Here is a 22,092-nt window from a genome sequence, read left to right as displayed (position 1 = left end):
AGAAGATTGGCAAAAGGAATATTTATCGGCGCATGCGACAAAAGCATTCATCTTATAGCGTTAGCAACCTTTTTGACCCGGTTGGAGCGCAAAGTGCTGTTAGTTGACGCGACGATGACGCAGCGGTTGGGGTATTATACCGGATTACAGCAGAAACGGCACATTTCCATATTGAGCTGGAACGGCATTGACGTTATGTGCAATACAACGAATTGGGCTGATATGGAACAAGGGTTGGAGCGTCACGGTGGAGATTTGAGCTTGTACGACGATGTCATCATCGATACGGACCGTTCCGCGTTTGGAAATGCGAAGCAATGGCGGGCAGCGGATATACGGTTCATGACGCATACGTTGGAACGCTACGCCCTATACAGAAATATCGAATGGCTGCAGGCGGTTCAGCTTCATGATAACGGGGAGCCGCTTGAATTTATCTCCCTTCAGCTTCGTTCCGTCGAACCTGATGCGGAAGCCGCATTTATTGCCGAGCTGTATCATTCCGGCTTTTCACATCGTTGGATAAGAGAGCCCATCGCCATTGTGGAAGGGGAACAGGATTGGGCCGCACAAATGGGGCATGAGCATGAGGGCCGGTTTGAAGCGGCCTCGTATATGCGCTCGACGAAGAAGGCGTGGCGTGCTTTAACGGAATGCTTCACCGGTCAATTGCCCGACAAAGTATGGAGGCGTTGCTTAAAGACGGGAAAGAAAGGGCGTATCCGCTATGCAGCTATGTAAACATTGGTTAATCCGTTCCAGCGGAAGGGGATTGTGCGGGGCTACAGCGGTGACCGCATGTGCAGGGATGACCCTTGCATGGCACCATAACGTGAACGTCTTGCTGGTCCACATGAAGGAGAAAGGGCAGAGTGTGGAAGCATTGTTCCCGTCCAGTATAATGCCGATGGCTGTTGCAGACGAACCGTTAAAGATTCCGAATGGATGGCGCTCTCTGCTTCGCTTGTACGAGCACCGGCAGCTCGATGCCAAGTTGTTCGTCAGCTGCGCCGTGCAAGTCATGAACCGTTTGGATATCATTCCCGGCTTCGAAGGGGGAGATAACAGGCTCAGAATTGACCTGATGTCCAAAGTGATGGAGACGGCCGGCAAGTGTTATGACATCGTGCTGTGGGATGTCGATGAGCAGGATGCAGCTGCTGCAGAAATACACAATGCAAACGGTGGCAGTGGGTTCGCAGGAACGATTATCGTTCTGCCGCAGGTCCGGCGATTGCTGGAGGAAGTATTCCGAATGCGGCAAATGAATGCTTCAGCTTATGTGTTGGGGATGTACGATGCGGCTGCGCGCTTGAATTCAGCTAATGTGAAGCGGCAATACAAGCTAAGCGAGCCCTTGTTCACAATGCCTTATTCCGCTGCATACCGCAATGCAGCCGATGAGAAAAGGCTGCTCGCTTGGTTCATGCATCTATCGATGCAGCATAAGCGAGGGAAGCGATCTTTATTTATGGCGGAACAACAACGTCTGGCACGATTCATCATGGATGAATCGGGATTCCACCGCCAATCAGGCGCGAAGGGGCGTGAAATGCCGGGATGAACGCCGCTGAATGGAATATGCTGCTGATAGCGCTGCTGTTTAGCGGGGGTGCTGTATGGTTATGCTGGCGCTTGCGCCGCACATCGCAAGCCGCGCCTTTCGCGAAGCAGCATCATGAATGGTCGTGGGAGAAGCTCGACAAAGTCATGAAGCAGACCTTTCTTGCTTGGACGAATGAACTCGTCATGGATTTTTATGTTGACGAGGAGGAATTCAAGCGAGAAATGCAGCGGCGCCTTGCCTTGAAGAAAGCGCTTCGCAGCTGCTGCAGCGGGGATCCTGCGGACAAAGAATATATTAAAGAATGGATTGCCGATATTGTAACCAATCACATCAAGCTCACCCAAGAGGATGTTGAGCGGCTCATTCCTTTTGACGACCCGAGCCGCTTGACGTCTCAAGATAAGTTCGATCTGCTGCTGTATTCCTATAAGAAGCGTTATGAATACAATGCTTTGCATGAACTTATACAACGGTACGAATGGGACGCGCTGAAAACGGAGATGGCTGGGCCCGATTCGGAATCAAGTTATGTGGTAACGGCAGAAGAACTGAACGCCGCGTTTAGGCAGGAACGGATTCAGCTTCTGACGGAAGATCGATTGCGTATCGTTGCGCAGCGGTTGTATCAGCGTTACAAAGGCTTTTCCGTCATTGATGAAATACGCGATATGCGCATAGACGGTGTCTCGGGAGGAGTAAACGGAGTGCCTGGGGATGCCATGAGCCAGAGCGGACGCTCATTTCCATTAGACGTTATGACGAAGACAACTCGACATCGTTCCGAAGGGACAGCAGCAGCTCCGATTCGGTCATGCGATAGCGTCTGGATATTTTACAAGGGGAAGTCCATCCGGCTCGCGTTCCTTTCATTCGGCAGCGAGGACGAGCTGAAACGAGTGTGCCAAAATATTTACAAATATCAAGCGCCCGGACCGTTGACTGAAGCGGACGGATTCCGCGTCAATCATATGAAGGACGGCTCAAGGGTTGTCGTTTTGCGGCCGCCGTTTGCCGAATCATGGGCTTTTTTCGTACGCAAGTTCGATATGGAAGCCATCTCGCTGGACCAATTGATTACGGACAGCAACGCGGATATTCCAATCACGCTGCTCCAATATTTGATGAAGGGGGGCCGCGTTACTGCGATTACCGGCGCGCAAGGCTCCGGAAAGACGACGTTGTTGATGGCGTTGGTTCGCGCGATTTATCCGTTTTACCCGCTTCGGGTGCAGGAACAGGCGTTTGAGCTTCATTTAAGGCGACTGTACCCAGAGCGCAATGTGCTTACTTTGCGGGAAACAGAACAAATCGCGGGTCAAGCCGGTCTGGACGTGCAGAAAAAAACGGATGGGGCTGTTCATATTTTAGGTGAAGTCGCCACGGATCCGGTGGCGGCTTGGATGATACAGATGGCGCAAGTAGCCAGCTTGTTTACTGTTTTCACGCATCATGCCAAGACGTTCCCGGACTTAGTCTTTTCTTTGCGGAACTCACTTTTGAAAACGGGCATGTTTCATAATGAATCAATCGCGGAGCAGCAGGTAACCAGCGCAATCCATTTCGATGTTCATTTAAGCCGCGATGTGGATGGAAAACGTTACATTGAACGAATTACGGAATGTATTCCTGTACGGTTCACTGATGATGCAAGTGGTGAAGCAGATGCACCCGAAGAAATGATGCCCGCAACATGGGAACGTTTTATTATGTCTGCCGATCGGCTGCATCGCCATTTGGCCAGCACGCAGCAGTTCAAGTATCGAAACATTGTGGAGTACCATCACGGCCGCTACTTCTTTGTCCATCCGATCTCCATGCGCCAGCAAGAAGCGATGGAGAAAGAAATGACTGTGGAAGATAAGCGACGTTTCCGTGAATGGGCTGCTCGGGAAGGTGGGTTTTCGCTTGCAGGCTAGTAACTGGTTGATATGGATAGCGGCGGCTTCCATCCTCATGTGGGGGGTGCTGTGGGGGATTGGGCGGCGCATGGCCCGATCACAAGTATTGACTTCTCGGGCATCCGTGCAGCATGGGGGGACAGATACGGCGAACTATTACAAACAGAAGCTGCTGCGGCGATGTTATTATGCTGCCGTTCATACCCCGTTTTTAAAGCGAAAAGCAGCATCGCTTCGCCTGCAACTAGCCCCATTTTACTCGTACGATGAATGGCTCTTGCGTGAGAAGACGGCTGCGGTATTGCTAGGAAGCGGAATGACGTCAATTCTGGCCGGCGCTGTCTTTCTATCTTTTGATCAGGATGTGCTGTCGTGGTTCATGTTGATCCTTGTGCTAAGCGTGGCAGAGGGGTTATATCGAGATTATGTCATTCAACGAGCCGAATTCAAGTTGTTGAAGAAGACTGCTGCCGCCTTCACGGATGTAAGGCATGCATACCATCGCCATCGCATGGTAGATGCTGCTTTGGAAGAAGCGCTGGAATCCGCAGACCCGATGATAGAACTGCATTTGCAGCGTCTTATTGTTATGGTTAGTGATTCTGAACCTGAAGCAGCCCTTGCTTCTTATGAGGAAGCGGCGCCTAACCGGTATTTTAAGCTTTTTGCCGGTTTGTCGCGCTTGGTTGCGGAATATGGAGATTCCACGCAGAAGGAAGGCTCCTCCTACTTGCAGGGGATATCGATGATTGTCCGTGAGATGCAGCTGGAATTGGTAATGCGCTCTAAACTGGAGTATTTGCTTGGAGGTTTGAAGGCGATAGCGGTAATTCCGATTTTATTTACAGATCCGTTGGAGCAATGGGCCAAATCCTATTTCCCTGCCATGGAATGGTTTTATAAGAGCAAGCTTGGTTGGCTGTTGCAGCTTACGGTGTTCTTGACTGTAATCGTCTGTCACCGCTTGTTGCAACAATTGCAATGGCGGCATAAATCGTTCAACTCAAGACTGCAGCGGAGGTGGACGTTGCATTTATGGGAATTTAAGGGGATGAGATGTTTGCTGGGGCGATGGCTGTCCCGATGCAATCCAGTGCAAATGCGCAAGATGCAGCGGCTGCTGGATGAAGCCAACGAGGGCATGCCGCTCGAGTATTTTTATGGTCGCCGTTTGTTAAGCGCTTGTGTAACCGTCGTAACCGGATTTGTTCTTCTATTCATGCTTCAATGGCAATCGACACAATGGTCTTGGCATCAGCTGCAGGAGCGGATTGTGCCGTTCGGACTGTCTGCTGAAAATGCCAAGAGGTCGATGAACAACAGTTCAATTGATAGTAGGAAGTTATTAGTGACAGACAAATGGAATTCGTTCTCCCATTCCCGGCGGTCCGATGGGAACGAGCATAGGCGGAATGAAGCAAGCAGTGCTATTACTCAATATACGGCACAACTGCATAATGCCCATGTGAAATGGTGGGAATTCGCTATCGCTATGCTTGCAGGCATAGCGGCCTATCATTTTCCCGTGCTGATGCTGCACATTCGGATTCGCCTTCAGCATATTGACATGCGGACGGAGCTAAGCCAATTCCAATCCTTGACGCTGCTTCTGCGCGCATTCGATCGGATGACTGCTGAGCAGGTCGTGGAATGGATGTGCCGAAGTTCCATGTTTTTCCGCCAAGCGCTGAGAACCTGCGCAATGAATTGGGAGAGCGGTCCAGAAACGGCATTGCGGCAATTAAAATCTGACGTGCCTTATCCCGATTTTGTCCGATTTGCAGAGAAGCTGGAATTGGCGCATGACCTTATTCCGCTTCAGCAAGCGTTCGATGATGTCGAGCAGGATTGGATATATGAACAAGAAATGATGAAGCAGTACTACGAGAAAAGCATTGAAATGAAAGCAGGCTGGGGACAGTGGTTCGGTTTTGCGCCGATGTATGCGCTCATATTTTTATATTTAGTAGTCCCGCTTGTATGGATGAGCGCGGAGCAGATGCGCTCGTCATTTGAACAAATTCGTCAATTATGAACGAGAAGGGGAGACATCAGTCATGAACAATGCTCAATCCGCTTTGAAGGTGGCGGCAGGAATATTTTTAACGATCGCACTGATTACGATTGTGGTGCTGCTGTTCGTGTCTGCCCAGGAAGCGACGAAGACCGCTCAAAATGAATTTTCATCCATTCAAACAGAGTTAAGCAAAGCATCGTTTACGGTATACGACAATACGATGGTGAGCGGTTCGCAGGTGATTAATGCAATTCGGAAGTTTTATATGCAGGATCAATTCGGCATCCGTGTCATAACGGGGAAAAATAAAGCGAGCAAATCGGATGGGGTGTACTATGGATACAAAGTTCTTGCGAACGGGACGATTCCGGGATCGGAACGCAACGAAAATATCGAGTTGGCACAAATGGAGTCGCAGGACAGCTATGTGAACCCGAGCGGAAAGTTCAAAGCAAAGATCATTGTTGATTCGAGCAATGTAACGCGGGGAATTGTGTTCGAACAGCAATAAGCAATAAACGGAAAAGGGCGCCTTTTGGACGGATCCGCCCTGATTGCTAGGAGGCAGATGTGGACAACGCACGAATTTTAATCGGCTTTTCTGCGGCTATCATTTTTTTCATAACAGCCCTATCGCTTTCCATTCAGCTTGCCCGCGATTCTTCAGCTGCCATTTTTCAAGCCGATATTGGGAATCAGCATAAAGATCGCAACGTGCATCAAACGCTTCGAACTGCGGATTCGGTGCGACGAACGGGTGCTGAAGCCATCCATGCTATACGATTGCTGCCGCAAACGCGGGTCGAACTGCTCATCGAGGGCGTCATTTACAGACCGGAAATAGATGTGGAAGCATTGCCTCTCCAAAATATTCCACTGCAAAAGACCTATCACGTACAAGTTCTCCGAAATGAGCTCGGAGAAATCATGCGCATGATATATCAATAGGGGGAGAGTGTGTGGTTAATGCGCTGCTGAAGCTGCTGGCTGCCCTGTTAAGCATATTGCTGCTGTTTGTTTTTCCGCTATTGGAGTCATTTCAGAGACAAGACGATATCGTAACGATGCATGTCATGAAGAGCGTTAACCAATTTGCAGACACGGTAAGGGATAAGGGGATCATTACGCCAGAAATGTGGAACCGATTCGTGATGGAGATTGAACGGACGGGAAATATGTTCGCCGTCGATATGATTCATTATGAAAAGAAATATGATCCTATTTATGAGGATCCTCTAGAACGGAATACGTTCAAGTCCGACTTCTTAACGCATTACCAGCTCAACAATAAAGCTTCTATTCTAAAAACTCTTTTTCCTCAGCATGCTCAACCGTTCGATGCGTCCGATCGCCGGTATAAGCTGAAAATTGGAGACTATTTTAGTGTCACGGTAAAAAATACGAATCGCACGCAGGCGACCGTTCTGTTGGGCTGGCTGAGTCAATCCTTTGCACCGACGGAAAAGATTGTCGTTCCGGCAGGAGGAATGGTTCGCAATGAAGACTATTAAATTTTCCATTTTGTTCGTGTTGATTATGCTGCCTTACTTTTGGATCAATCGTTTGCATGCGAAGGAACAAATGTTCAAGCTTCATACCGAAGCCCAGTACAATCAAGTGCTGGACAATGCGGTGAACGATGCGGCGCTCACGCTGACCACTTCCGCGATCTGGAGAGAGACGGAAGAAGGGTACGAGTCGGACAAGCGCTTGGTGCTGAGCCAAGCGGATGCGGTTCAAGCCTTTTTTCATACGCTTTATGTTAGCTTCGATCTGTTCGCCGATCCGATAGGACAAAATCAGTTAAAGCATTATATCCCGGCTATTGCGGTCATTGGATACGATAGATTCGATATCTATGCGAAGGAAGAGTTTGAGGACCCGAATGGAGAGGCGAGACTCCAACATGTATGGAAACCGACAGTTCCTTATGTATATACCGATGAAGAAGGCAATGTATTCTCATTTACATTGGATGATTTTACTGTAATCTACCAGCCAGGCGCAAATCGATGGATAAAAGGCTTTCAACGTGAATTAAAAGCGGCTTCATCCATTTCGCTGCTGCAGGATGATGCGCGATTCGATGCGGTTCGACGGACCACGATTGTGAATGCCATCCAACGTGAACTGGAAGATGCGATCAATACATATAACGAATGGGCTGCCCGCAACGGTGTGGCCTATACCTTTACGTTGCCCGTCATTTCCGGTGAAGAATGGAATAATACGGTTGATGATGTGGGCATCCTCGCATTTGTGCAGGGGCTACCGATAGGTCATGGAACGTATAACAATTACGCGCTTGGGGGTTCGCGTCTCTTAAAGTGGGGTTTTTATTACGGAACGACGATGAATGGCATTAAATACGCTTTTCCGAGTAAATGTTCGCCGGATTCCGTTGAAGAGATATTCTCTAGCGAGAAGGAGGTGGCTAAAAATGGATATTTTTTGAAAGGCTGCAATTAGATTCATTGTTTTAAATTAATATTTAAGGTAAATTTTGGGGAGTGATATATCGATAGTTGAGTCTGCGATAGTTATGTAAAGGGGGAGATGCGTGCAAATACTTCATTACATATAAAAGGAATCGAAAAATTTGAGAGAACAGAGAGGGAATCGCACATGAAAAAGATAGTTGCAGTCGCAATTGCAGGGACGATGTCTATTGCTGCTTTTACGGGCCTGACTTCGAATGCATATGCTCTTCAATACGATCCCGCCCAGCGCGCTCTTGAAATTGTACTAGATGGCAGCAAAATTCCATTTCAAGACGCCAGGCCAATAATGGACACTAACTCCCGCACGTTGGTTCCATTGCGTGCCGTCTCCGAAAATCTTGGGGCAAAAGTAAAATGGGATGGGAAAAGGAAGAAAGCATTGATTCAGAAAGAAAATACACGGATCGAGATGAAAGTGAATGATTCGACCGCGTATATAAACGGTGAAGCCATTGCGTTCGATAGTCAGATGGTGATGATTGGGACTAACACCTTCGTTCCACTGCGATTCGTAAGCGAAGCGTTTGGAACCGAGGTCAAGTTCGATAAGGAGGCTCACTATGTGTATGTTAAAACTCCGGGTGTTGAAAAGGCGGATGTGAAGCTGGATGAGTATGGCCGTGAAATTCGGACGACGAACTTGCCGAAGAACTATAAGGATTATCCGTATATTTTGAAAGATATTCCAAACGAGATGTATGAAGTTCCTTTTTATGTGGAAACAAGAAGCTCAGGGAAGCCTATAAAAGTATCAGAATTATCTAAACAACCTCATATAAACAGAAGGAATGTGGATGCATGGAAGAAAAAGATTGAAGAATACTTTGGATTGGTTCTAAACGTGGATTACTCCACCATTGATTATAAATGGGCGAAACAGGTTCGTAAAGATGTGAATATGCTCGGCAGCGACGACGAGATGAGAACTTATGTGGACTGGGCCAAGAAAAATAAAATTAAAGTTGAAGGAGTTCTAGTTGCGGAGCCCAGTATCGTATATAGCGATGGTGATACTTATAGGATGAGAGTTAAATACCAATTTAGAATTATAAGCTTCATTGAATACAAAAATCTTATATATGATATGAGCTTTCATTTATCCAAAAACGATAATGGCAAACTTCCTGCGAAGTATAAAAAAAATATGTGGTATGAAGGATACGCCGATATTGCACTTTCCACAAATGTGGGTGGTTCTCATTACACACCAGATTTAATGGTCAGTGCCAATCCAAGTCTATTTTTAGATAATGCTGTAGTTAGGGAATGGAAATGGTGAGGTCTTGCTGTATGAAGAAACTTTTTACCCTCTTATTTTTAATTTCGTCTGTTTTAGGTTACTTCGCTTCTAAGAGTTACGCAGCAGAAGATATTAATGTGACTTTGGATGGCAAGATTACTTTTAAGACAAAAAGTCAAGAATCTGTAACGGATATTCGGTTTAGAACTACAGGATTTATGATACACCGTAAACCTCGATGTGAACCATACAAGACTCAATGTGCTCCTCGTTCCAAGGGTCCGGTTGGAATTATTGAGGAACTCCAACAAATTGGTGCTGACAAAGATATCGGAAATGGTATGGTTGAAACCTACTTTGAAGTTCCAGAAGCCACTGCGTCAATGGCACTGGAGCAAGCTGGTCTTGAAGGAATTCGAGAGGGAGACACCATTTATATTTCATCCATTTTCAATGTTTATCATGGGACAACCAAGCTTCCAACAGAATATTATGATCTACGGAGCATTAAAAATGCACAGGGGTGGAGGGACAAAACCAGATTTGGGCAATTTTATGATATTCAAGTCAAATACTCTGCCTTTTTCCCGTCATATTCCATTATCAAATTATCTGATGGTTCGGAAATCAATCGTACAAAGATTGAAAATCAGAGTCTGCCCGTGCATTTAAATTGGCCTGTCGGCTCTGCCATCTCTCATATTTTTGAAAAAGAGATAGACTATAAAGGGAAAAGGCACAAAATCTATAAATCCTACATTCAAGGAGCCCGCAAGCCGAACGAACAAAGGTTCCAGCAGGAAGGGGATCCGGATGCGAATCCGGCACTGACACAAAGGAATTATACGGTTGGCCTTGGTGGGACGAATGTGGTCGGGGTATATCAAGAAAGCGGGCATCCTCCGCCTCCCCCGCGTCCAGGACCAGATCCCGCCGGAAGATGCTCATCCCCATCAGCAGGACAACCAGTCGCAGGCAGGGCACTGGATCCAAAAGTGTCGGCAAAGATTTTGGCGGACGGCCGGGGAAAGGAACGCTTCGATGTATCCAGAGGCATTCCAACATCAGAGATGCTGTATGTAAATGCAGTTGCTCTCCATTATTTATTCCAGTATAAATTTGTTCCAATGAGCGGGACATGCACCTATGAAGTCCCTGTGACGAAGACATACACGAAAATATGGTTCGAATCCACTACAGGTCCCGATGGAAAAACAATTTCGGAAAAAATAGAAGCGGAAGAAACGGCAAGTGAAATGATTACGGTGAAGCGGCCATATTCATTCTGGGTCATTGACAACTTGGAAGTTTATAAAATCCGTCAAGCCAAGCTGCAAAATGAAGCATTGCCCAACGCCAGCGTTACATTGGAGCCAATCGGCTATAGACCGCCTGACTTTGAAGCAACTCAACATGGGGGGATTGCCGGCGAACCGCAACCACGGTCCATTACTTTGCCGCCGCAAACGGTCGGCAAAAATTTGCCGAATTACTCTGGCGAGTTCAAGTCGGCAGCTGAGAATGCGATCGGGGAGGTAAAGGTACGCAATGATTCGCTTATCTTCAACGGAAAGACGGTAATGAATGGAGATGTGACGGATGAACGCGGTCCCGTGCCAGGAGAGATACCGCAGCCCTATCCGATCAATAAGAATGTGTTGTACAAGGATCGCCTGCTTATAGAAAAACATAAAGTTAATGCCAATGATATTCCGAGCAGCGGCACCATTTATTACGATCCACTGCCCACCAATGTCAATGGCGGTTCCGAACAACAGTTCCCGATATACGGTATAAACCCGATTACGATACATACGCCAGTCATCATATATGCGAAGGCATCCGACGACAGAGAACATAATCAAAAAACGGAGCCGAATCTAAGCCGTTCGTCCTTCATATTGGAGCGTCCGTTCTCGGTATACATGCCGACGACGGGTAAACATCGAGACATACCGGGATATGGAGAGCGGGATTTCCAAAAGTATTTTCGCTCCAAAGAAGTGAAATTCCCATTTGACACTTTCAGTGCGGACCGATCCCTGTTCTTTCCGAAACATACATGGATAAGTATTTCGGTTTCGCAAGAAAGAGCCGATTTTTATCTCCCGGTATGGGTGGACGAGGGAGAGTATACGATCGAATTCCGGTCGACAGCAGAAAATGCGCCGTCCAATGTGTCGGATCAACGGCATGCCAATGCAGAGCTGGTTCATCATCGGGCTATGGATACGATTCCGGTTGAAGTGATAGGCAGGTTATACGATTTCAAAATTACCGATATTAGTGATTTCAATTGGGGTGCGACAAGTTCTGCTATAAGCGGATAATCTATGCGAAAGGCAGGGGGTATCAAATAACCCTAACTTTGCAACTGAGGATGGAAATGAGGGAACCATGTACACCGACGCCATCCCGCGAATACTCCTGCGTGCGCTGCAAGTGACAGGCTACAGGGTGCGAAGCACAGGTAGAGTCGGCAGAACGAAGGCTGGAGCCGCTTGCTTAGAGAAGGTATGCCAACGGATATGCCGGGCGGCTGAAAAGCTGGCTATGGTGAGGATGTTCGGATCGAACTGACGAACTGCTGAATGTACGGGTCTAGATGAAAACGATATGGAAACATATTCGGCTAACCGCAAGTTAGCGTGGGCGGCGAAAAGTACGAATCCCAGTTAGGAAATTCGCTATGCCGGACAAAGGCGGTATCCACCCCACAGGCTCATAGGCAGCACCTAAGGCCGGTATGGATAGCTAAGTTGCAAAGGACTTGGAAAGCAAGGAACGCCGCAATATGGGCTGTCACCCTAGACGGTTGCTATAAGGCGCAAGCCGAAATGCATTTGTCCTTGCGAGGGCAGGGGAGCGACTGATGAAATATCCGTAATGGGTATGGAGGAACAGCCCCAAGTCTGCTCATGAAAGAACATTATGTTCCGCTGCGAGCAGATGGAGCGCCGTATGAGTTAAAAGACTCACGTACGGTGCGGAGTGAGGGAAAAGCCGGAGATAGCATCAAACGCTTACCTATCGCTACAGACGGTATTTCGCAAGCAAAAGGGAAGCAAGGAGCATACGGGTGCGCATTACTGGGTAGGGGAGCGAGGTATCGATGGGGCTCCAAGGGGCAATAAATTACCCTACGTGCTGCCGGTGCGTCATGGAAGTCATCCGAGTTCAGGCTATAAAAATATCGCAACAAAAACGGGATACCAGTTCAAGTTCGATCTGAAGACGAAAGGAAATATGTTCGGGCCGCAGGACAACATACGTCTCCAACCAACCTTTTATTTTGTGGACAAGGAAGGCAAGCGACGTCAAAAAGTAGACATCTACTATCACTCGGCTCAACGCAAATTTGTGAAGATTGGCTCGAAGCACGATACCGTCAGGCGCAATATGATATTGGACGCCCGGCTGCGCAACCAGGACGGACAATCCATTGTCGACACAGCCGCAGCCTATTACAACCTGCACGGAAATGAGATGACGAAGCGCCAACAGGCTTTCATTAGGAATTGGGCGCAGCGGGCCAAGAAGGAGACTTATATTGGCGGATATCATTCGATTAGACTGCCGAAAGAGGTGCGCACGTTCCTGGGACCGCTCGCCATTCCGGACGGAGTGGATCCTTCGCGGGCCTTCGCGTCTATTCAGCAATGGCACGGCGAGTATCACTTGCCCTCCAAATTATATATCGTCCCGGAAGGTTTTGATCTGAGCCGTCAGTTTCATTTTGATGACACAGCTCCGTTTTTTTTGCAGAACGGTTATCTGATTGTAAACTTTAACATCGAGACCCTCCGCAACGGGAAGACGAATCATCCGCATCTGCAATATATTGACGCGCCATTATCGAACCAATGGAAGCTTGAAGGCTTCGCCTATGAATTTGCGGATCCCTATGGAATCAAGTTCCGTCTTATTGACGGCGACGTATTGTTCTATCATGCCGACCGAGCCTCTACGGATGATTTCAAAGTTACGGGAACTCACTAAAGAAACAAAGGAAGAAGTTCTTTCCAAATTATGCGGTTTTATGTTACACTAACGGTGCATTGCACATCATGAATATGCATCCATCACTAGGGGTGCCGTGTTTCGGCTGAGATGAAGCGCAGGCTTCGGACCCTAAGCACCTGATCTGGGTTATGCCAGCGTAGGGAAGTGTGGATTGATTGGGTCATTCCTTGCTCATGACTGGTCACATACGGTTTAAGAATCGTGTAAAGTCATTGCTTGCCTAGCAGTCGATATCCATGTATTTGCTAGAAGTGCCATTGCAGCTCATGCGTACTTTTTCGTGCGCGGCATGTACTAGAGGATATATGGTTATGAAGGCTTGGCAGGGCACATGAACACGCACGCCTTTCTCCTTTCACCAGTACATCCGGCTTGGTCCTATTTTCAATCATAACCACTCTCTGCGGGAGAGTGGTTTTTTGTCGTGTCCTCGTGGCGGATGGGACGTAGGCTTGCAGCACGGAAGCAATGCGCAGTTCAGTATCTAATCGAGAAAGGATAATTTCCTATGATTATGCCGTGGTTGCATGCAGTCACGCCCGAATGCGAATCCCTCTTGGAATGCGTTCAGATCGCATCAGACATACATCCTTATGTCGATGCCATCCATGTCAGGCAGAAGCAGTGGACCGCTCGCAGGATATGGAACGCAGTAGAGCAATATCGGGAAGCGGGAATTCCCCAGCATAAGCTCATCGTCAACGACCGTGTGGATGTGGCTGCCGCTGCCAACTTGCGCGGCGTGCAGCTGGCATACCATAGCCTGCCTCCGTATGCGGTGCGCGCAGCGTTCCCTCAGCTCCAGATGGGTGTCTCCGTGCATGACGAACGTGAAGCGAGGCAGGCAGAACGGCAAGGTGCCGATTATGTCATTTACGGCCATGTGTTCTCAACAGCCTCCAAGCCGGGACGGGAGCCAAAAGGGGAGGAGGGATTGAAACGCTGCAGACAAGCGCTTGCGATTCCCATTGTAGCCATCGGTGGAATTAGCTGCGATAACATCGGACAGGTAATAGCAGCGGGGGCTTCTGGTGTGGCGGTCATGTCCGGCATCTGGCATGACGAGCGCCCTGCGTTATCCGCCCGGCGGTATAGAGAATCATTAATGGAAGCCGTTCACGGCCCCTCAATGCTTCGGTCCTGAAGACACACCCATTAACCACTATTACATAGTGCGGGAGGAGAAAATATGTCAAATACCACTCATTCGCCGCAAACGGCGGATATGCTTATTGTCGGCGGAGGCGTCATCGGTTGTGCCATCGCATACGAACTCGCCAAGCGCGGTCTGCAAGTCACTCTATTGGAGCGCGGCCGTCTCGGGCTTGGCACGACCTGTGCCGCAGCGGGCATGCTGGCGCCCGTCGCAGAACGGTTCAAGCATGAGGGACTCGGATCCTTTGCCCGTCTAAGCCTGGACTATTTCTCTATATGGGCAGAAGAGCTGTGGGAGCAATCCCGCGTTGATATCGAGCTCCGCAAGCGGGGATTGTTCATCCCTGTCACTCCTGCTGAGAACATGCATTATATTCTGAATGAGCTGCGGCAGACGCATTCATATACGAATGAAGCCGCTAACTATGCAAGCGGCATCCAATGGTACGCTTCGCCGCAATTGATGAAGCATGAACCGAATATGAGTTCCGAACTGCAAGGCGCTTTCTTCCTTAAGGATGAGGGGCATGTCTCTCCGACGAAACTGACATATGCACTCGCAAGAAGTGCGGAGGATTACGGGGCGAGAATATTGGAAAGCCAGACCGTCACCCATATTCTGCATAAGAACGGCCGAGTCATTGGGGTGGAAACGCTGGGTCAGAGTTGGCACGCGGACTCCGTTATTATATGCTCGGGTTTGGAAAGCGGCATGTTGACCCGAGACTTGGGCGTCGAATTGAATTTTTATCCGGTGCAGGGGGAACTGGCTGTCGTGCGCACTCATGCTTTGCAGATGGAGTCCATTATTTATGGAGATGGAACTTATATCGTGCCTAAGAGCGAAGGAAACATTTACATAGGCGCCACCTCTCAAGCGAGGCGATATGACCGGACGGTGAAGGTGGGAGCGATACAGAGACTCATTAGTCAGGCTACTTGCCTCGTTCCCGCATTGGCAGAAGCGGAATGGATACAGGCATGGGCAGGTCTGCGCCCGGCAACGATAGACGGCTTGCCGTTCATCGGACCTGTGGAGGGATACGATGGCTTATGGCTTGCCGCAGGACATTACCGCAACGGAATATTGCTCAGCGCGGCGACCGGTGTCGGACTGGCGCACTGGATAACGGACGGGGCTCAGCAGATGCCTTGGCCGGTAATGGCGCATTTTGCTCCGCAACGGGCTCGGACGCGCGCCTTGGAATTATTCAGTTAAGGAGGTGCTTCTCATATGCAGCTAACTGTGAATGGAGCAGTAATGAATTTGCCTCAGACAACAGAGACGGTGCAGCATTTGCTTGCTCATCTACAGATGGAAAACCGGATTGTCGTGGTAGAGTTGAATCAGAGCATCGTGCAGAAGTCTGATCATGCCAAAGCGAGGTTGTCGAACGGAGACCGCGTGGAAATCGTACATTTTGTAGGAGGGGGATAATATGAATTCCAGTGAATCGCCATTATGTATCGGTCCCTACCGTTTTCAGTCCCGTTTGCTGCTTGGCACGGGGAAATATCCTGACTTTGACATCCAGCGCAAGGCGGTTGAGGTGTCGGGGACCGATATTTTAACATTTGCCGTGCGAAGAATGAACGTGTACGATCCGGAACAGCCGAACTTTCTCGAGCAGTTGGATTTAAATCGATACACGCTGCTGCCCAACACGGCCGGGGCCGAGAACGCGGAAGAAGCGGTTCGGATTGCCCGCTTGGCGAAAGCTTCCGGCTTATGCGACATGATTAAGGTCGAGGTAATCGGAGATTGGAAGACGCTGCTTCCCGACCCGATCGAAACGTATAAAGCTTGCGAATTACTGCTGCAAGAAGATTTTATTGTGCTGCCGTATATTTCGGACGATGTCATTCTGGCGAAGAGGCTGGAGAAATTAGGCGTCCATGCGGTGATGCCGGGGGCTTCTCCTATAGGGTCGGGGCTTGGCTTGTTAAATTCGCTTCATCTGTCATACATTATCGAGCAAGCTGATATTCCGGTTATCGTGGATGCCGGCATAGGCACGCCCGGCGATGCGGCGAAAGCGATGGAATTGGGGGCGGACGGAGTGCTGCTTAATACAGCGGTAGCAGGTGCGGGCGATCCGGTTAAGATGGCCGCGGCGATGAAGCTGGCGATTGAAGCGGGACGAATGGGGTATGAGGCGGGCCGAATACCGATGAAGCGCTGCGCGGCAGCGAGCAGCCCGTTGGAAGGAATAGTTCGTTGAAACCCAAGGTTTCGCATATGACGACATATCTTCAAGCGAGCTGGTGGATGAAGAAAGGGCACGGCGCCATGTGGTAGATGAACATATCAGCGGATTGGCGACGGCGCTAACGATAAGATTTTGTAAAGGTATTGCTTTCATCCGGTATGACATGCTATCAATTTAGAGAGAAAGCATCGGCAGTGAAGCTTTATCTCGAGCTGAATTGGTGCAATTAATTCGAAACATCATGGGAGGCCTGTCATGCCGACTGTATCCAGGCGCGTATGGGACACGTTTGTGGCGGCACTGCATTTAGGATTGACGTCCTTCGGAGGTCCAATCGCGCATATCGGTTATTTTCGCAAAAAATATGTAGAACAATTACGCTGGGTCAATGACAACCAATTCGCCGAATTGAATGCATTGTGTCAGATGCTACCGGGTCCGTCCAGCAGTCAGCTCGGCATTGGCATCGGCATGATGCGCGCCGGATGGTTAGGCGGCATTGCGGCTTGGCTCGGATTTACTTTGCCTTCCGCATGCTTGCTGGTTGCGTTCGCTCTCGGCCTAGGGCGGCTGCCTGACGTTGCGCCAGGTTGGCTTCAAGGCTTGAAGCTGGTAGCGGTGCCGATTATTTGCCAAGCGCTGTGGGGGATGTCGAAGCAGCTGACGCCGGATCCGGCGCGAGTGACGATTGCCGTTGCCGCAGCGGCGGGGGCGTTGTTCGCTCCAGGGATGTACGGACAACTGGCAATCATCCTGATATCCCTTATCGTTGGAGTGCTGTTGTTCAGGGAGCGTGATGACGGTGTCCAGCATGCGCACGCAGCATATCCATCGCAAGTTTCCCAGCAGGCCGCTCGTTCACACCGAATGGCTGCGCTGTTTTTGCTAGCTGTATTTTTTGCGTTATTTCTCATGCTGCCTTGGTTAAAAACAGTTTCTTTCCAAGTCATTACTCAATTGTCCGACATCATGTACCGGACAGGAGCTTTAGTATTCGGCGGCGGCCATGTTGTGCTGCCGCTGCTCAAAGAAGAATTGGCGCATGCGGGGTGGCTGAATGATTCCGTTCTGCTGGCGGGGTATGGAGCGGCTCAAGCCGTTCCCGGGCCCTTATTTACCTTCGCGGCTTTTATCGGCGCTTCATTGGCGCCAGGCTGGACAGGAATTGGATATGCGTGCATCGCAACCTTATTTATATTTCTCCCGTCTTACTTGCTAATTGGCGCAGCGCTTCCGTACTTGGAGCGTTTGCGGCAGTGGCGCGGTGTCCGTGCCGCGCTCAAAGGCGTGAATGCCGCCGTCGTCGGCTTGCTGCTCGCCGCGCTGTACAATCCGGTATGGGTGACATCCGTTCACGGACCTGTTCACTTTACGATCATTTTGATTGGGGCGTTATTATTGATAACTTGGAAGCTCCCTCCTTGGGCAGTTGTGGCCGCGTGCGCTATTTTAGGGGGCTGGCTGCTTTAAGTTTGGAAGGTTCAGGGCAAAATGAGGATGCAGAGAAAATATTTCATTCCTTCCTTGAGGTCAGCAAATGTCTAAATCCTACATTCTCATTCATGTTCACCCTGGCAACTTGTATACGAATCATATCCAGACGTGGCTTCAGCAATGGATTGGCGGGCCGCTGGAACAATTGCTCTGCAGCGAATGGCAATGGGCAGTCATCCATGATCCGCTGCGGGAAAGGCTGCAGGAGACGCTGCGAACCCATTCTCACCTGAAATATGTCGTGATCGCGTTCAGCCTGGATAAGTATACGGATAATGACGAGGAGCTCCTTGAGATTCCCCCGCAGCTGCAAACGATCTTCACGAAGGAAGTTCATAATGTAAAATGGGCTGCCATACTGATGGTGCCCAACGCGGTGCCAGACGGGATTTACTTTGCTTTGCAGCATGGATTCAACGATATTATCCGCTTTCCATGTTCGCTCGAGGAGTGGGAGGCACGCATAGGACGGGCTTTCAGCACCGAGTTGAAACAAAAGATGAACCAAGTTATTGCAATTGGCGAATTGTCGATTGATATGGAGCGAAAACGAGTAATAAGAGGGGAGCAACCCGTATCTTTAACTCCGAAAGAATACGAATTGCTCCTGTATATGGCATTGCGGACGAACCGCATTTGTTCTCGAGAGGAATTGCTGCGTGAAATATGGCACATGGCCTTTGACGCGCAGACCAATATCGTTGAAGTCTATATCCGGTATTTGCGCCGCAAGATTGATCGCGGGCATGGCTGGAAATTCATCCGCACGGTGCGGGGGCATGGATACCGCTTGGAAAGTCCCATTGCGGAAACCTAACCTAATTTAACAGGTTTATCGGAACGCTTCATTGAAGCCTTCGCACGCGCAATAATATCGTCGTTCAGAATTCTTCGTGCCGTAACGTACGTGTCATCCCAATCCTTCAAATTAGAGTAAGTGACGCCGGGTTTGCCGAATGTATGCAAAATTTTTCCGTTTCCGGCATACATGGCGACGTGCGCGATTTTTCCTTTACCACGTCTTCCAGTTGCAAAAAAGAGCAAATCTCCTTTTTTCAGTTCGCTGCGCTGCACTTTTTTCCCTACGGTAGCTTGTTCATAGGATGTGCGTGGAAGATCAATTCCTTGTCTCATATACAGAAAATGCATAAAGGACGAACAATCGAATACTTTTGTCGTGTCAGTAGAAGCGCCAAATTTATATTTTACGCCCAAATAATTATCGCCCAGATTAATCATCTTCGTAGCAACCGCGTTAGAGGTAGAGGTTGTTGAATTGTCCGAACCATTGCTTGAACTATTGTCCGAACCATTATCGTGTGAGTCCTCTGGATAAAGATTGAATCCATCCCAATAGTAGGAGGATGCGTTCGTATTCGTTGCGGCAGGTGCGGCTTCAATACGGGGAGCATTGTAAGCGCTCACCCCACTGAGCATAATGGCGACAGACGTGATCGCAATAATGCGCGTCCAACGTTTATTCGTGGATTTTGTCATGAGTGTCAATCCCTCCGTATGTGTTTTTGAGTACATCCAGAGTATAGCAGAGGATATATAACCAAACCCACCCCCTAAAATTTAACATCATGAAATAAAATCAAGGCCGCCAATAATGTAAGCGGATACATTAAAGTTAGATGAGAAATGACAATTTGTAACCATTATAAAAACCGCGACATTTAATCGCGGCTGCACATAACGAGCAAATACCCGTCCGTTACTGATATGGTGACTTCATCCTTGACAAATTCATTGCTGATTCCGAGAGATTGACCGATGCGCAAGGTAGCATTCGTAAGCGGGTAAGCGAATCCGTCCAACGTGATGCCGGTGACAACGCTGCTGAGCGGCAACAAGGAGATATACGGAAAAGGCTGCCTGGTCAGTGTAAGAGAGGAGTTGGTTAACATGATTAGATTGTGCTCGTCGATAATCCGGGTTTCTACTCCGGCATCAAGGGCTTTGCGAAGCAAATGGATATTGGCCAATGTATGGTCGAGCCGAGTCCCGGTAACGCCACACAGCGTAATTTGTTCGGGAACCCATTCAAGCGCGATGTTGAAGGCGAGCTCCGTATCCGTATAATCCTTGTCAACGGCATCAAAATCGATATATTGTCCGCTATGCTCCCGTATCCATATGCGCTCATGTTCCTGAACGGAATCAAAATCGCCTACCGCCAAATCCGGCTCAATGCGATGTTGAACTAGAAAGAGCGCGCCGCGATCCGCGCCGATCACGTAATCCGCCGTTTCAAGCAGAGTTAAAGAGGACTCGCTTAATTGTCCACCGGCGTAAATAATGACATGCGAAGGCCGCGGCTCAGGTGTATGTATCAACATGTTTCGTAACCGTCCTTTTCTCAAAACATAAAATAAGTTTTCCTATATTATTTATCGCACTTCCATTACCAACATTAAGTATAGCGGATTTTTGCGATACAACCAATGCAAGATGCCGAATCCGAGAGAAATTTGCCAAAGGAAGCAGACGTGCCTTAAAGTATAAGGGCGTGTTCAGAAGGGGACTTTTTGTACCACGTCCATAATTATGCTGTTACTTGGGAGGAATTAAAGATGGCACAAGTTAAAGTTCTGTTCGTCTGTCTGGGAAATATATGCCGTTCACCAATGGCGGAAGCGGTATTGCGCCAAAAGATAAATGAAAAGGGATTGTCTGAGCACATCGCGGTCGATTCCGCCGGAACGGGAGATTGGCATATCGGGAAGCCGCCGCATGAAGGGACCCGCGCTATATTGGATAGCCAGGGTATTCCCTATGATGGGATGAAGGGAAGACAACTCCATCCGGATGATTTTCAGCAGTTTACTTATATCGTATGCATGGACCGCAGCAATGAAAGGAATGTAATGGATTGGGAAGGCGCGTCAAGCAAGTCGGCTGCCGTGATCAGATTCATGTCGCTTCTTCCGGAAGAAGGGCAAGAGGACGTTCCGGATCCATATTACACGGGGAATTTCGATGAAGTGTACCGGCTAGTGTCATCAGGCTGCTCCAACCTGCTGGAGCGGATAGTGGAAGAGCAACATTTGCCGGCCGGAATGTAGGAGAGCTCATTAGAAGAGCAGTGACATACGTCCTAGTATGCCACTGCTATTTTTGTTTCAATTGGTATGGGACACTGCTATATGTTTCCATTGCTAGCGTCTGACAGATACATATTAATCCAGGAAGAACCGGAGGGCGTCAGGAATATGCTTCTGCCAGAATCCCCATAAGTGCTGGCCTTCATGTTCCGCATACTGAATATGGGCGCCGCGCGCTTCCAGCGTCTGTTTCGCCTTGCGGTTCAAATCAACGAAGTCGTAGGTGCCGGTATCGGTAGTGTAAGCCGTCTCCTGCAATCCGACGATCATGAACAGGTGCAGCCAAGACAATTCTTGCTCAAGCGCCATCAGTTCGAGTGAATATGGATAGTAGGCACCGGATAACGAAATGACCTGACGGAATTTTTCGGGGTATTTGAGCGCCAGATGCAAAGAAACGGTCCCGCCAAGCGAATCTCCGGCCAAGATGACCTCGGTCCAATCCGTGCGAACGGGGTAGAGCTGCTCGATGGCCGGAACGATTTCTTCAGCAAAAGCACGCGTATACGATTCAAATCGTTCCCCGTCAGGGGAATATTCGAAAGTGCGCACTTTTTTGTCCACTTCGACGCCGACGATAATGAACGGCTCCATATCATCTTCGATAATGAGCTTGTTGGCATGGGTTGCAATGCGGCCAAAGTTGAAAAAGTCTTCGCCGTCTTGGCAGTACACGACAGGATAGCTGAGAATCTCCTGATATCCGGGCGGCAAGTAGACGCGAACGCGGCGATTGCCGCCTAAATGGTTGCTTGGAATGTCGTGTTTGACAATGGTACGCTTTAGAATAGAAGAATCCGACATAAGTTACACCGCCTCATGCAAAATTTAGTCCATGTTGGACAATAATATCTCTGTTAGGTTCATTGCCGTGAACACG

Annotated in this window: 21 protein-coding genes and 1 riboswitch; of the genes, 18 read left to right on the top strand and 3 right to left on the bottom strand. The window is 48.9% G+C overall.

Annotation, left to right across the window (positions count from 1 at the left end; genetic code table 11):
- The first annotated feature begins 6 nt into the window (after nt 1–6).
- The 17 genes from JSQ80_RS27605 to JSQ80_RS27525 all read left to right on the top strand — a co-directional run bounded on the left by JSQ80_RS27605 (nt 7) and on the right by JSQ80_RS27525 (nt 18,922).
- Nucleotides 7–741, top strand: coding sequence for a ParA family protein (locus tag JSQ80_RS27605; protein ID WP_206097985.1), 735 nt, complete (start codon nt 7–9; stop codon nt 739–741).
- On the top strand, nt 728–1,564 hold the full coding sequence (locus JSQ80_RS27600; protein ID WP_206097984.1) for an ABC transporter permease: 837 nt from the start codon (nt 728–730) through the stop codon (nt 1,562–1,564). Before JSQ80_RS27605 ends, JSQ80_RS27600 begins: the two co-directional genes overlap by 14 nt.
- On the top strand, nt 1,561–3,483 hold the full coding sequence (locus JSQ80_RS27595; RefSeq protein ID WP_206097983.1) for an ATPase, T2SS/T4P/T4SS family: 1,923 nt from the start codon (nt 1,561–1,563) through the stop codon (nt 3,481–3,483). Before JSQ80_RS27600 ends, JSQ80_RS27595 begins: the two co-directional genes overlap by 4 nt.
- On the top strand, nt 3,473–5,500 hold the full coding sequence (locus JSQ80_RS27590) for a GTPase SAR1 (RefSeq protein WP_206097982.1): 2,028 nt from the start codon (nt 3,473–3,475) through the stop codon (nt 5,498–5,500). The genes JSQ80_RS27595 and JSQ80_RS27590 overlap by 11 nt, the downstream gene beginning before the upstream one ends.
- Nucleotides 5,501–5,522: 22 nt before the next feature.
- On the top strand, nt 5,523–5,993 hold the full coding sequence (locus tag JSQ80_RS27585; protein ID WP_206097981.1) for an ABC transporter permease: 471 nt from the start codon (nt 5,523–5,525) through the stop codon (nt 5,991–5,993).
- A 59-nt stretch (nt 5,994–6,052) separates the two neighbouring features.
- Nucleotides 6,053–6,430, top strand: a complete 378-nt coding sequence (locus JSQ80_RS27580) for a hypothetical protein (RefSeq protein ID WP_206097980.1) — start codon at nt 6,053–6,055, stop codon at nt 6,428–6,430.
- Between the two features lie 11 nt (nt 6,431–6,441).
- On the top strand, nt 6,442–6,993 hold the full coding sequence (locus JSQ80_RS27575) for a hypothetical protein (protein ID WP_206097979.1): 552 nt from the start codon (nt 6,442–6,444) through the stop codon (nt 6,991–6,993).
- Nucleotides 6,980–7,951, top strand: a complete 972-nt coding sequence (locus JSQ80_RS27570) for a hypothetical protein (protein WP_206097978.1) — start codon at nt 6,980–6,982, stop codon at nt 7,949–7,951. The genes JSQ80_RS27575 and JSQ80_RS27570 overlap by 14 nt, the downstream gene beginning before the upstream one ends.
- Before the next feature lie 156 nt (nt 7,952–8,107).
- Nucleotides 8,108–9,262, top strand: coding sequence for a copper amine oxidase N-terminal domain-containing protein (locus JSQ80_RS27565; protein ID WP_206097977.1), 1,155 nt, complete (start codon nt 8,108–8,110; stop codon nt 9,260–9,262).
- A gap of 623 nt (nt 9,263–9,885) precedes the next feature.
- Nucleotides 9,886–11,553: a DUF5704 domain-containing protein gene (locus tag JSQ80_RS29625; RefSeq protein WP_206097976.1), complete on the top strand. Its 1,668-nt coding sequence runs from the start codon at nt 9,886–9,888 to the stop codon at nt 11,551–11,553.
- A 661-nt stretch (nt 11,554–12,214) separates the two neighbouring features.
- On the top strand, nt 12,215–13,222 hold the full coding sequence (locus JSQ80_RS27555; RefSeq protein WP_206097975.1) for a hypothetical protein: 1,008 nt from the start codon (nt 12,215–12,217) through the stop codon (nt 13,220–13,222).
- 78 nt (nt 13,223–13,300) lie between these two features.
- A riboswitch (TPP riboswitch) is annotated at nt 13,301–13,406 on the top strand.
- Nucleotides 13,407–13,754: 348 nt separating this feature from the next.
- Nucleotides 13,755–14,390 (top strand): thiamine phosphate synthase, encoded by a 636-nt coding sequence (locus tag JSQ80_RS27550; protein WP_240464331.1) that lies wholly within the window; start codon nt 13,755–13,757, stop codon nt 14,388–14,390.
- 45 nt (nt 14,391–14,435) lie between these two features.
- The gene (gene thiO, locus JSQ80_RS27545; RefSeq protein WP_087435542.1) at nt 14,436–15,620 is read left to right on the top strand and encodes a glycine oxidase ThiO; all 1,185 of its coding nucleotides are present in this window, start codon (nt 14,436–14,438) and stop codon (nt 15,618–15,620) included.
- A gap of 15 nt (nt 15,621–15,635) precedes the next feature.
- Nucleotides 15,636–15,839, top strand: a complete 204-nt coding sequence (gene thiS, locus JSQ80_RS27540) for a sulfur carrier protein ThiS (protein ID WP_087435543.1) — start codon at nt 15,636–15,638, stop codon at nt 15,837–15,839.
- Between the two features lies 1 nt (nt 15,840).
- Nucleotides 15,841–16,623 (top strand): thiazole synthase, encoded by a 783-nt coding sequence (locus JSQ80_RS27535; protein ID WP_206097974.1) that lies wholly within the window; start codon nt 15,841–15,843, stop codon nt 16,621–16,623.
- 243 nt (nt 16,624–16,866) lie between these two features.
- Complete coding sequence (chrA, locus tag JSQ80_RS27530) at nt 16,867–18,081, top strand: chromate efflux transporter (RefSeq protein ID WP_206097973.1); 1,215 nt, start codon at nt 16,867–16,869, stop codon at nt 18,079–18,081.
- Between the two features lie 67 nt (nt 18,082–18,148).
- The gene (locus JSQ80_RS27525) at nt 18,149–18,922 is read left to right on the top strand and encodes a winged helix-turn-helix domain-containing protein (protein WP_206097972.1); all 774 of its coding nucleotides are present in this window, start codon (nt 18,149–18,151) and stop codon (nt 18,920–18,922) included.
- On the opposite strand, the gene JSQ80_RS27520 is transcribed toward JSQ80_RS27525, so the two are convergent.
- Both JSQ80_RS27520 and JSQ80_RS27515 read right to left on the bottom strand, forming a co-directional pair.
- Nucleotides 18,919–19,602, bottom strand: coding sequence for a C40 family peptidase (locus JSQ80_RS27520; RefSeq protein ID WP_206097971.1), 684 nt, complete (start codon nt 19,600–19,602; stop codon nt 18,919–18,921). The two genes, JSQ80_RS27525 and JSQ80_RS27520, sit on opposite strands and share 4 nt — an antisense overlap.
- Before the next feature lie 182 nt (nt 19,603–19,784).
- The gene (locus tag JSQ80_RS27515; RefSeq protein ID WP_206097970.1) at nt 19,785–20,447 is read right to left on the bottom strand and encodes a thiamine diphosphokinase; all 663 of its coding nucleotides are present in this window, start codon (nt 20,445–20,447) and stop codon (nt 19,785–19,787) included.
- A gap of 234 nt (nt 20,448–20,681) precedes the next feature.
- Here JSQ80_RS27515 and JSQ80_RS27510 point away from each other — a divergent pair, with 234 nt between their 5' ends.
- On the top strand, nt 20,682–21,173 hold the full coding sequence (locus JSQ80_RS27510) for a low molecular weight protein-tyrosine-phosphatase (RefSeq protein ID WP_087435549.1): 492 nt from the start codon (nt 20,682–20,684) through the stop codon (nt 21,171–21,173).
- A 114-nt stretch (nt 21,174–21,287) separates the two neighbouring features.
- Here the strand turns inward: JSQ80_RS27510 and JSQ80_RS27505 are convergent, their stop codons facing one another.
- Nucleotides 21,288–22,016 carry an alpha/beta hydrolase gene (locus tag JSQ80_RS27505; protein WP_206097969.1) on the bottom strand — a complete coding sequence of 243 codons (729 nt, stop codon included), beginning with the start codon at nt 22,014–22,016 and terminating at the stop codon, nt 21,288–21,290.
- Between the last annotated feature and the right edge of the window lie 76 nt (nt 22,017–22,092).

The sequence above is a fragment of the Paenibacillus apiarius genome, assembly GCF_017052585.1.
GTDB lineage: Bacteria > Bacillota > Bacilli > Paenibacillales > Paenibacillaceae > Paenibacillus_B > Paenibacillus_B apiarius.
Note: the sequence above shows the minus strand (reverse complement) of the source record. Positions and strands in the feature narration are given on the sequence as shown.

Excerpts from the sequence above, each read along its gene's own strand:
- JSQ80_RS27510 (WP_087435549.1), top strand. The coding sequence starts at position 20,682 with ATGGCACAAGTTAAAGTTCTGTTCGTCTGTCTGGGAAATATATGCCGT.
- JSQ80_RS27525 (WP_206097972.1), top strand. The coding sequence starts at position 18,149 with ATGTCTAAATCCTACATTCTCATTCATGTTCACCCTGGCAACTTGTAT.
- thiS (WP_087435543.1), top strand. The coding sequence starts at position 15,636 with ATGCAGCTAACTGTGAATGGAGCAGTAATGAATTTGCCTCAGACAACA.
- JSQ80_RS27585 (WP_206097981.1), top strand. The coding sequence starts at position 5,523 with ATGAACAATGCTCAATCCGCTTTGAAGGTGGCGGCAGGAATATTTTTA.
- JSQ80_RS27535 (WP_206097974.1), top strand. The coding sequence starts at position 15,841 with ATGAATTCCAGTGAATCGCCATTATGTATCGGTCCCTACCGTTTTCAG.
- JSQ80_RS27515 (WP_206097970.1), bottom strand. The coding sequence starts at position 20,447 with ATGTTGATACATACACCTGAGCCGCGGCCTTCGCATGTCATTATTTAC.
- chrA (WP_206097973.1), top strand. The coding sequence starts at position 16,867 with ATGCCGACTGTATCCAGGCGCGTATGGGACACGTTTGTGGCGGCACTG.
- JSQ80_RS27595 (WP_206097983.1), top strand. The coding sequence starts at position 1,561 with ATGAACGCCGCTGAATGGAATATGCTGCTGATAGCGCTGCTGTTTAGC.
- JSQ80_RS27505 (WP_206097969.1), bottom strand. The coding sequence starts at position 22,016 with ATGTCGGATTCTTCTATTCTAAAGCGTACCATTGTCAAACACGACATT.
- JSQ80_RS27570 (WP_206097978.1), top strand. The coding sequence starts at position 6,980 with ATGAAGACTATTAAATTTTCCATTTTGTTCGTGTTGATTATGCTGCCT.
- thiO (WP_087435542.1), top strand. The coding sequence starts at position 14,436 with ATGTCAAATACCACTCATTCGCCGCAAACGGCGGATATGCTTATTGTC.
- JSQ80_RS27600 (WP_206097984.1), top strand. The coding sequence starts at position 728 with ATGCAGCTATGTAAACATTGGTTAATCCGTTCCAGCGGAAGGGGATTG.
- JSQ80_RS27520 (WP_206097971.1), bottom strand. The coding sequence starts at position 19,602 with ATGACAAAATCCACGAATAAACGTTGGACGCGCATTATTGCGATCACG.
- JSQ80_RS27550 (WP_240464331.1), top strand. The coding sequence starts at position 13,755 with ATGATTATGCCGTGGTTGCATGCAGTCACGCCCGAATGCGAATCCCTC.
- JSQ80_RS27565 (WP_206097977.1), top strand. The coding sequence starts at position 8,108 with ATGAAAAAGATAGTTGCAGTCGCAATTGCAGGGACGATGTCTATTGCT.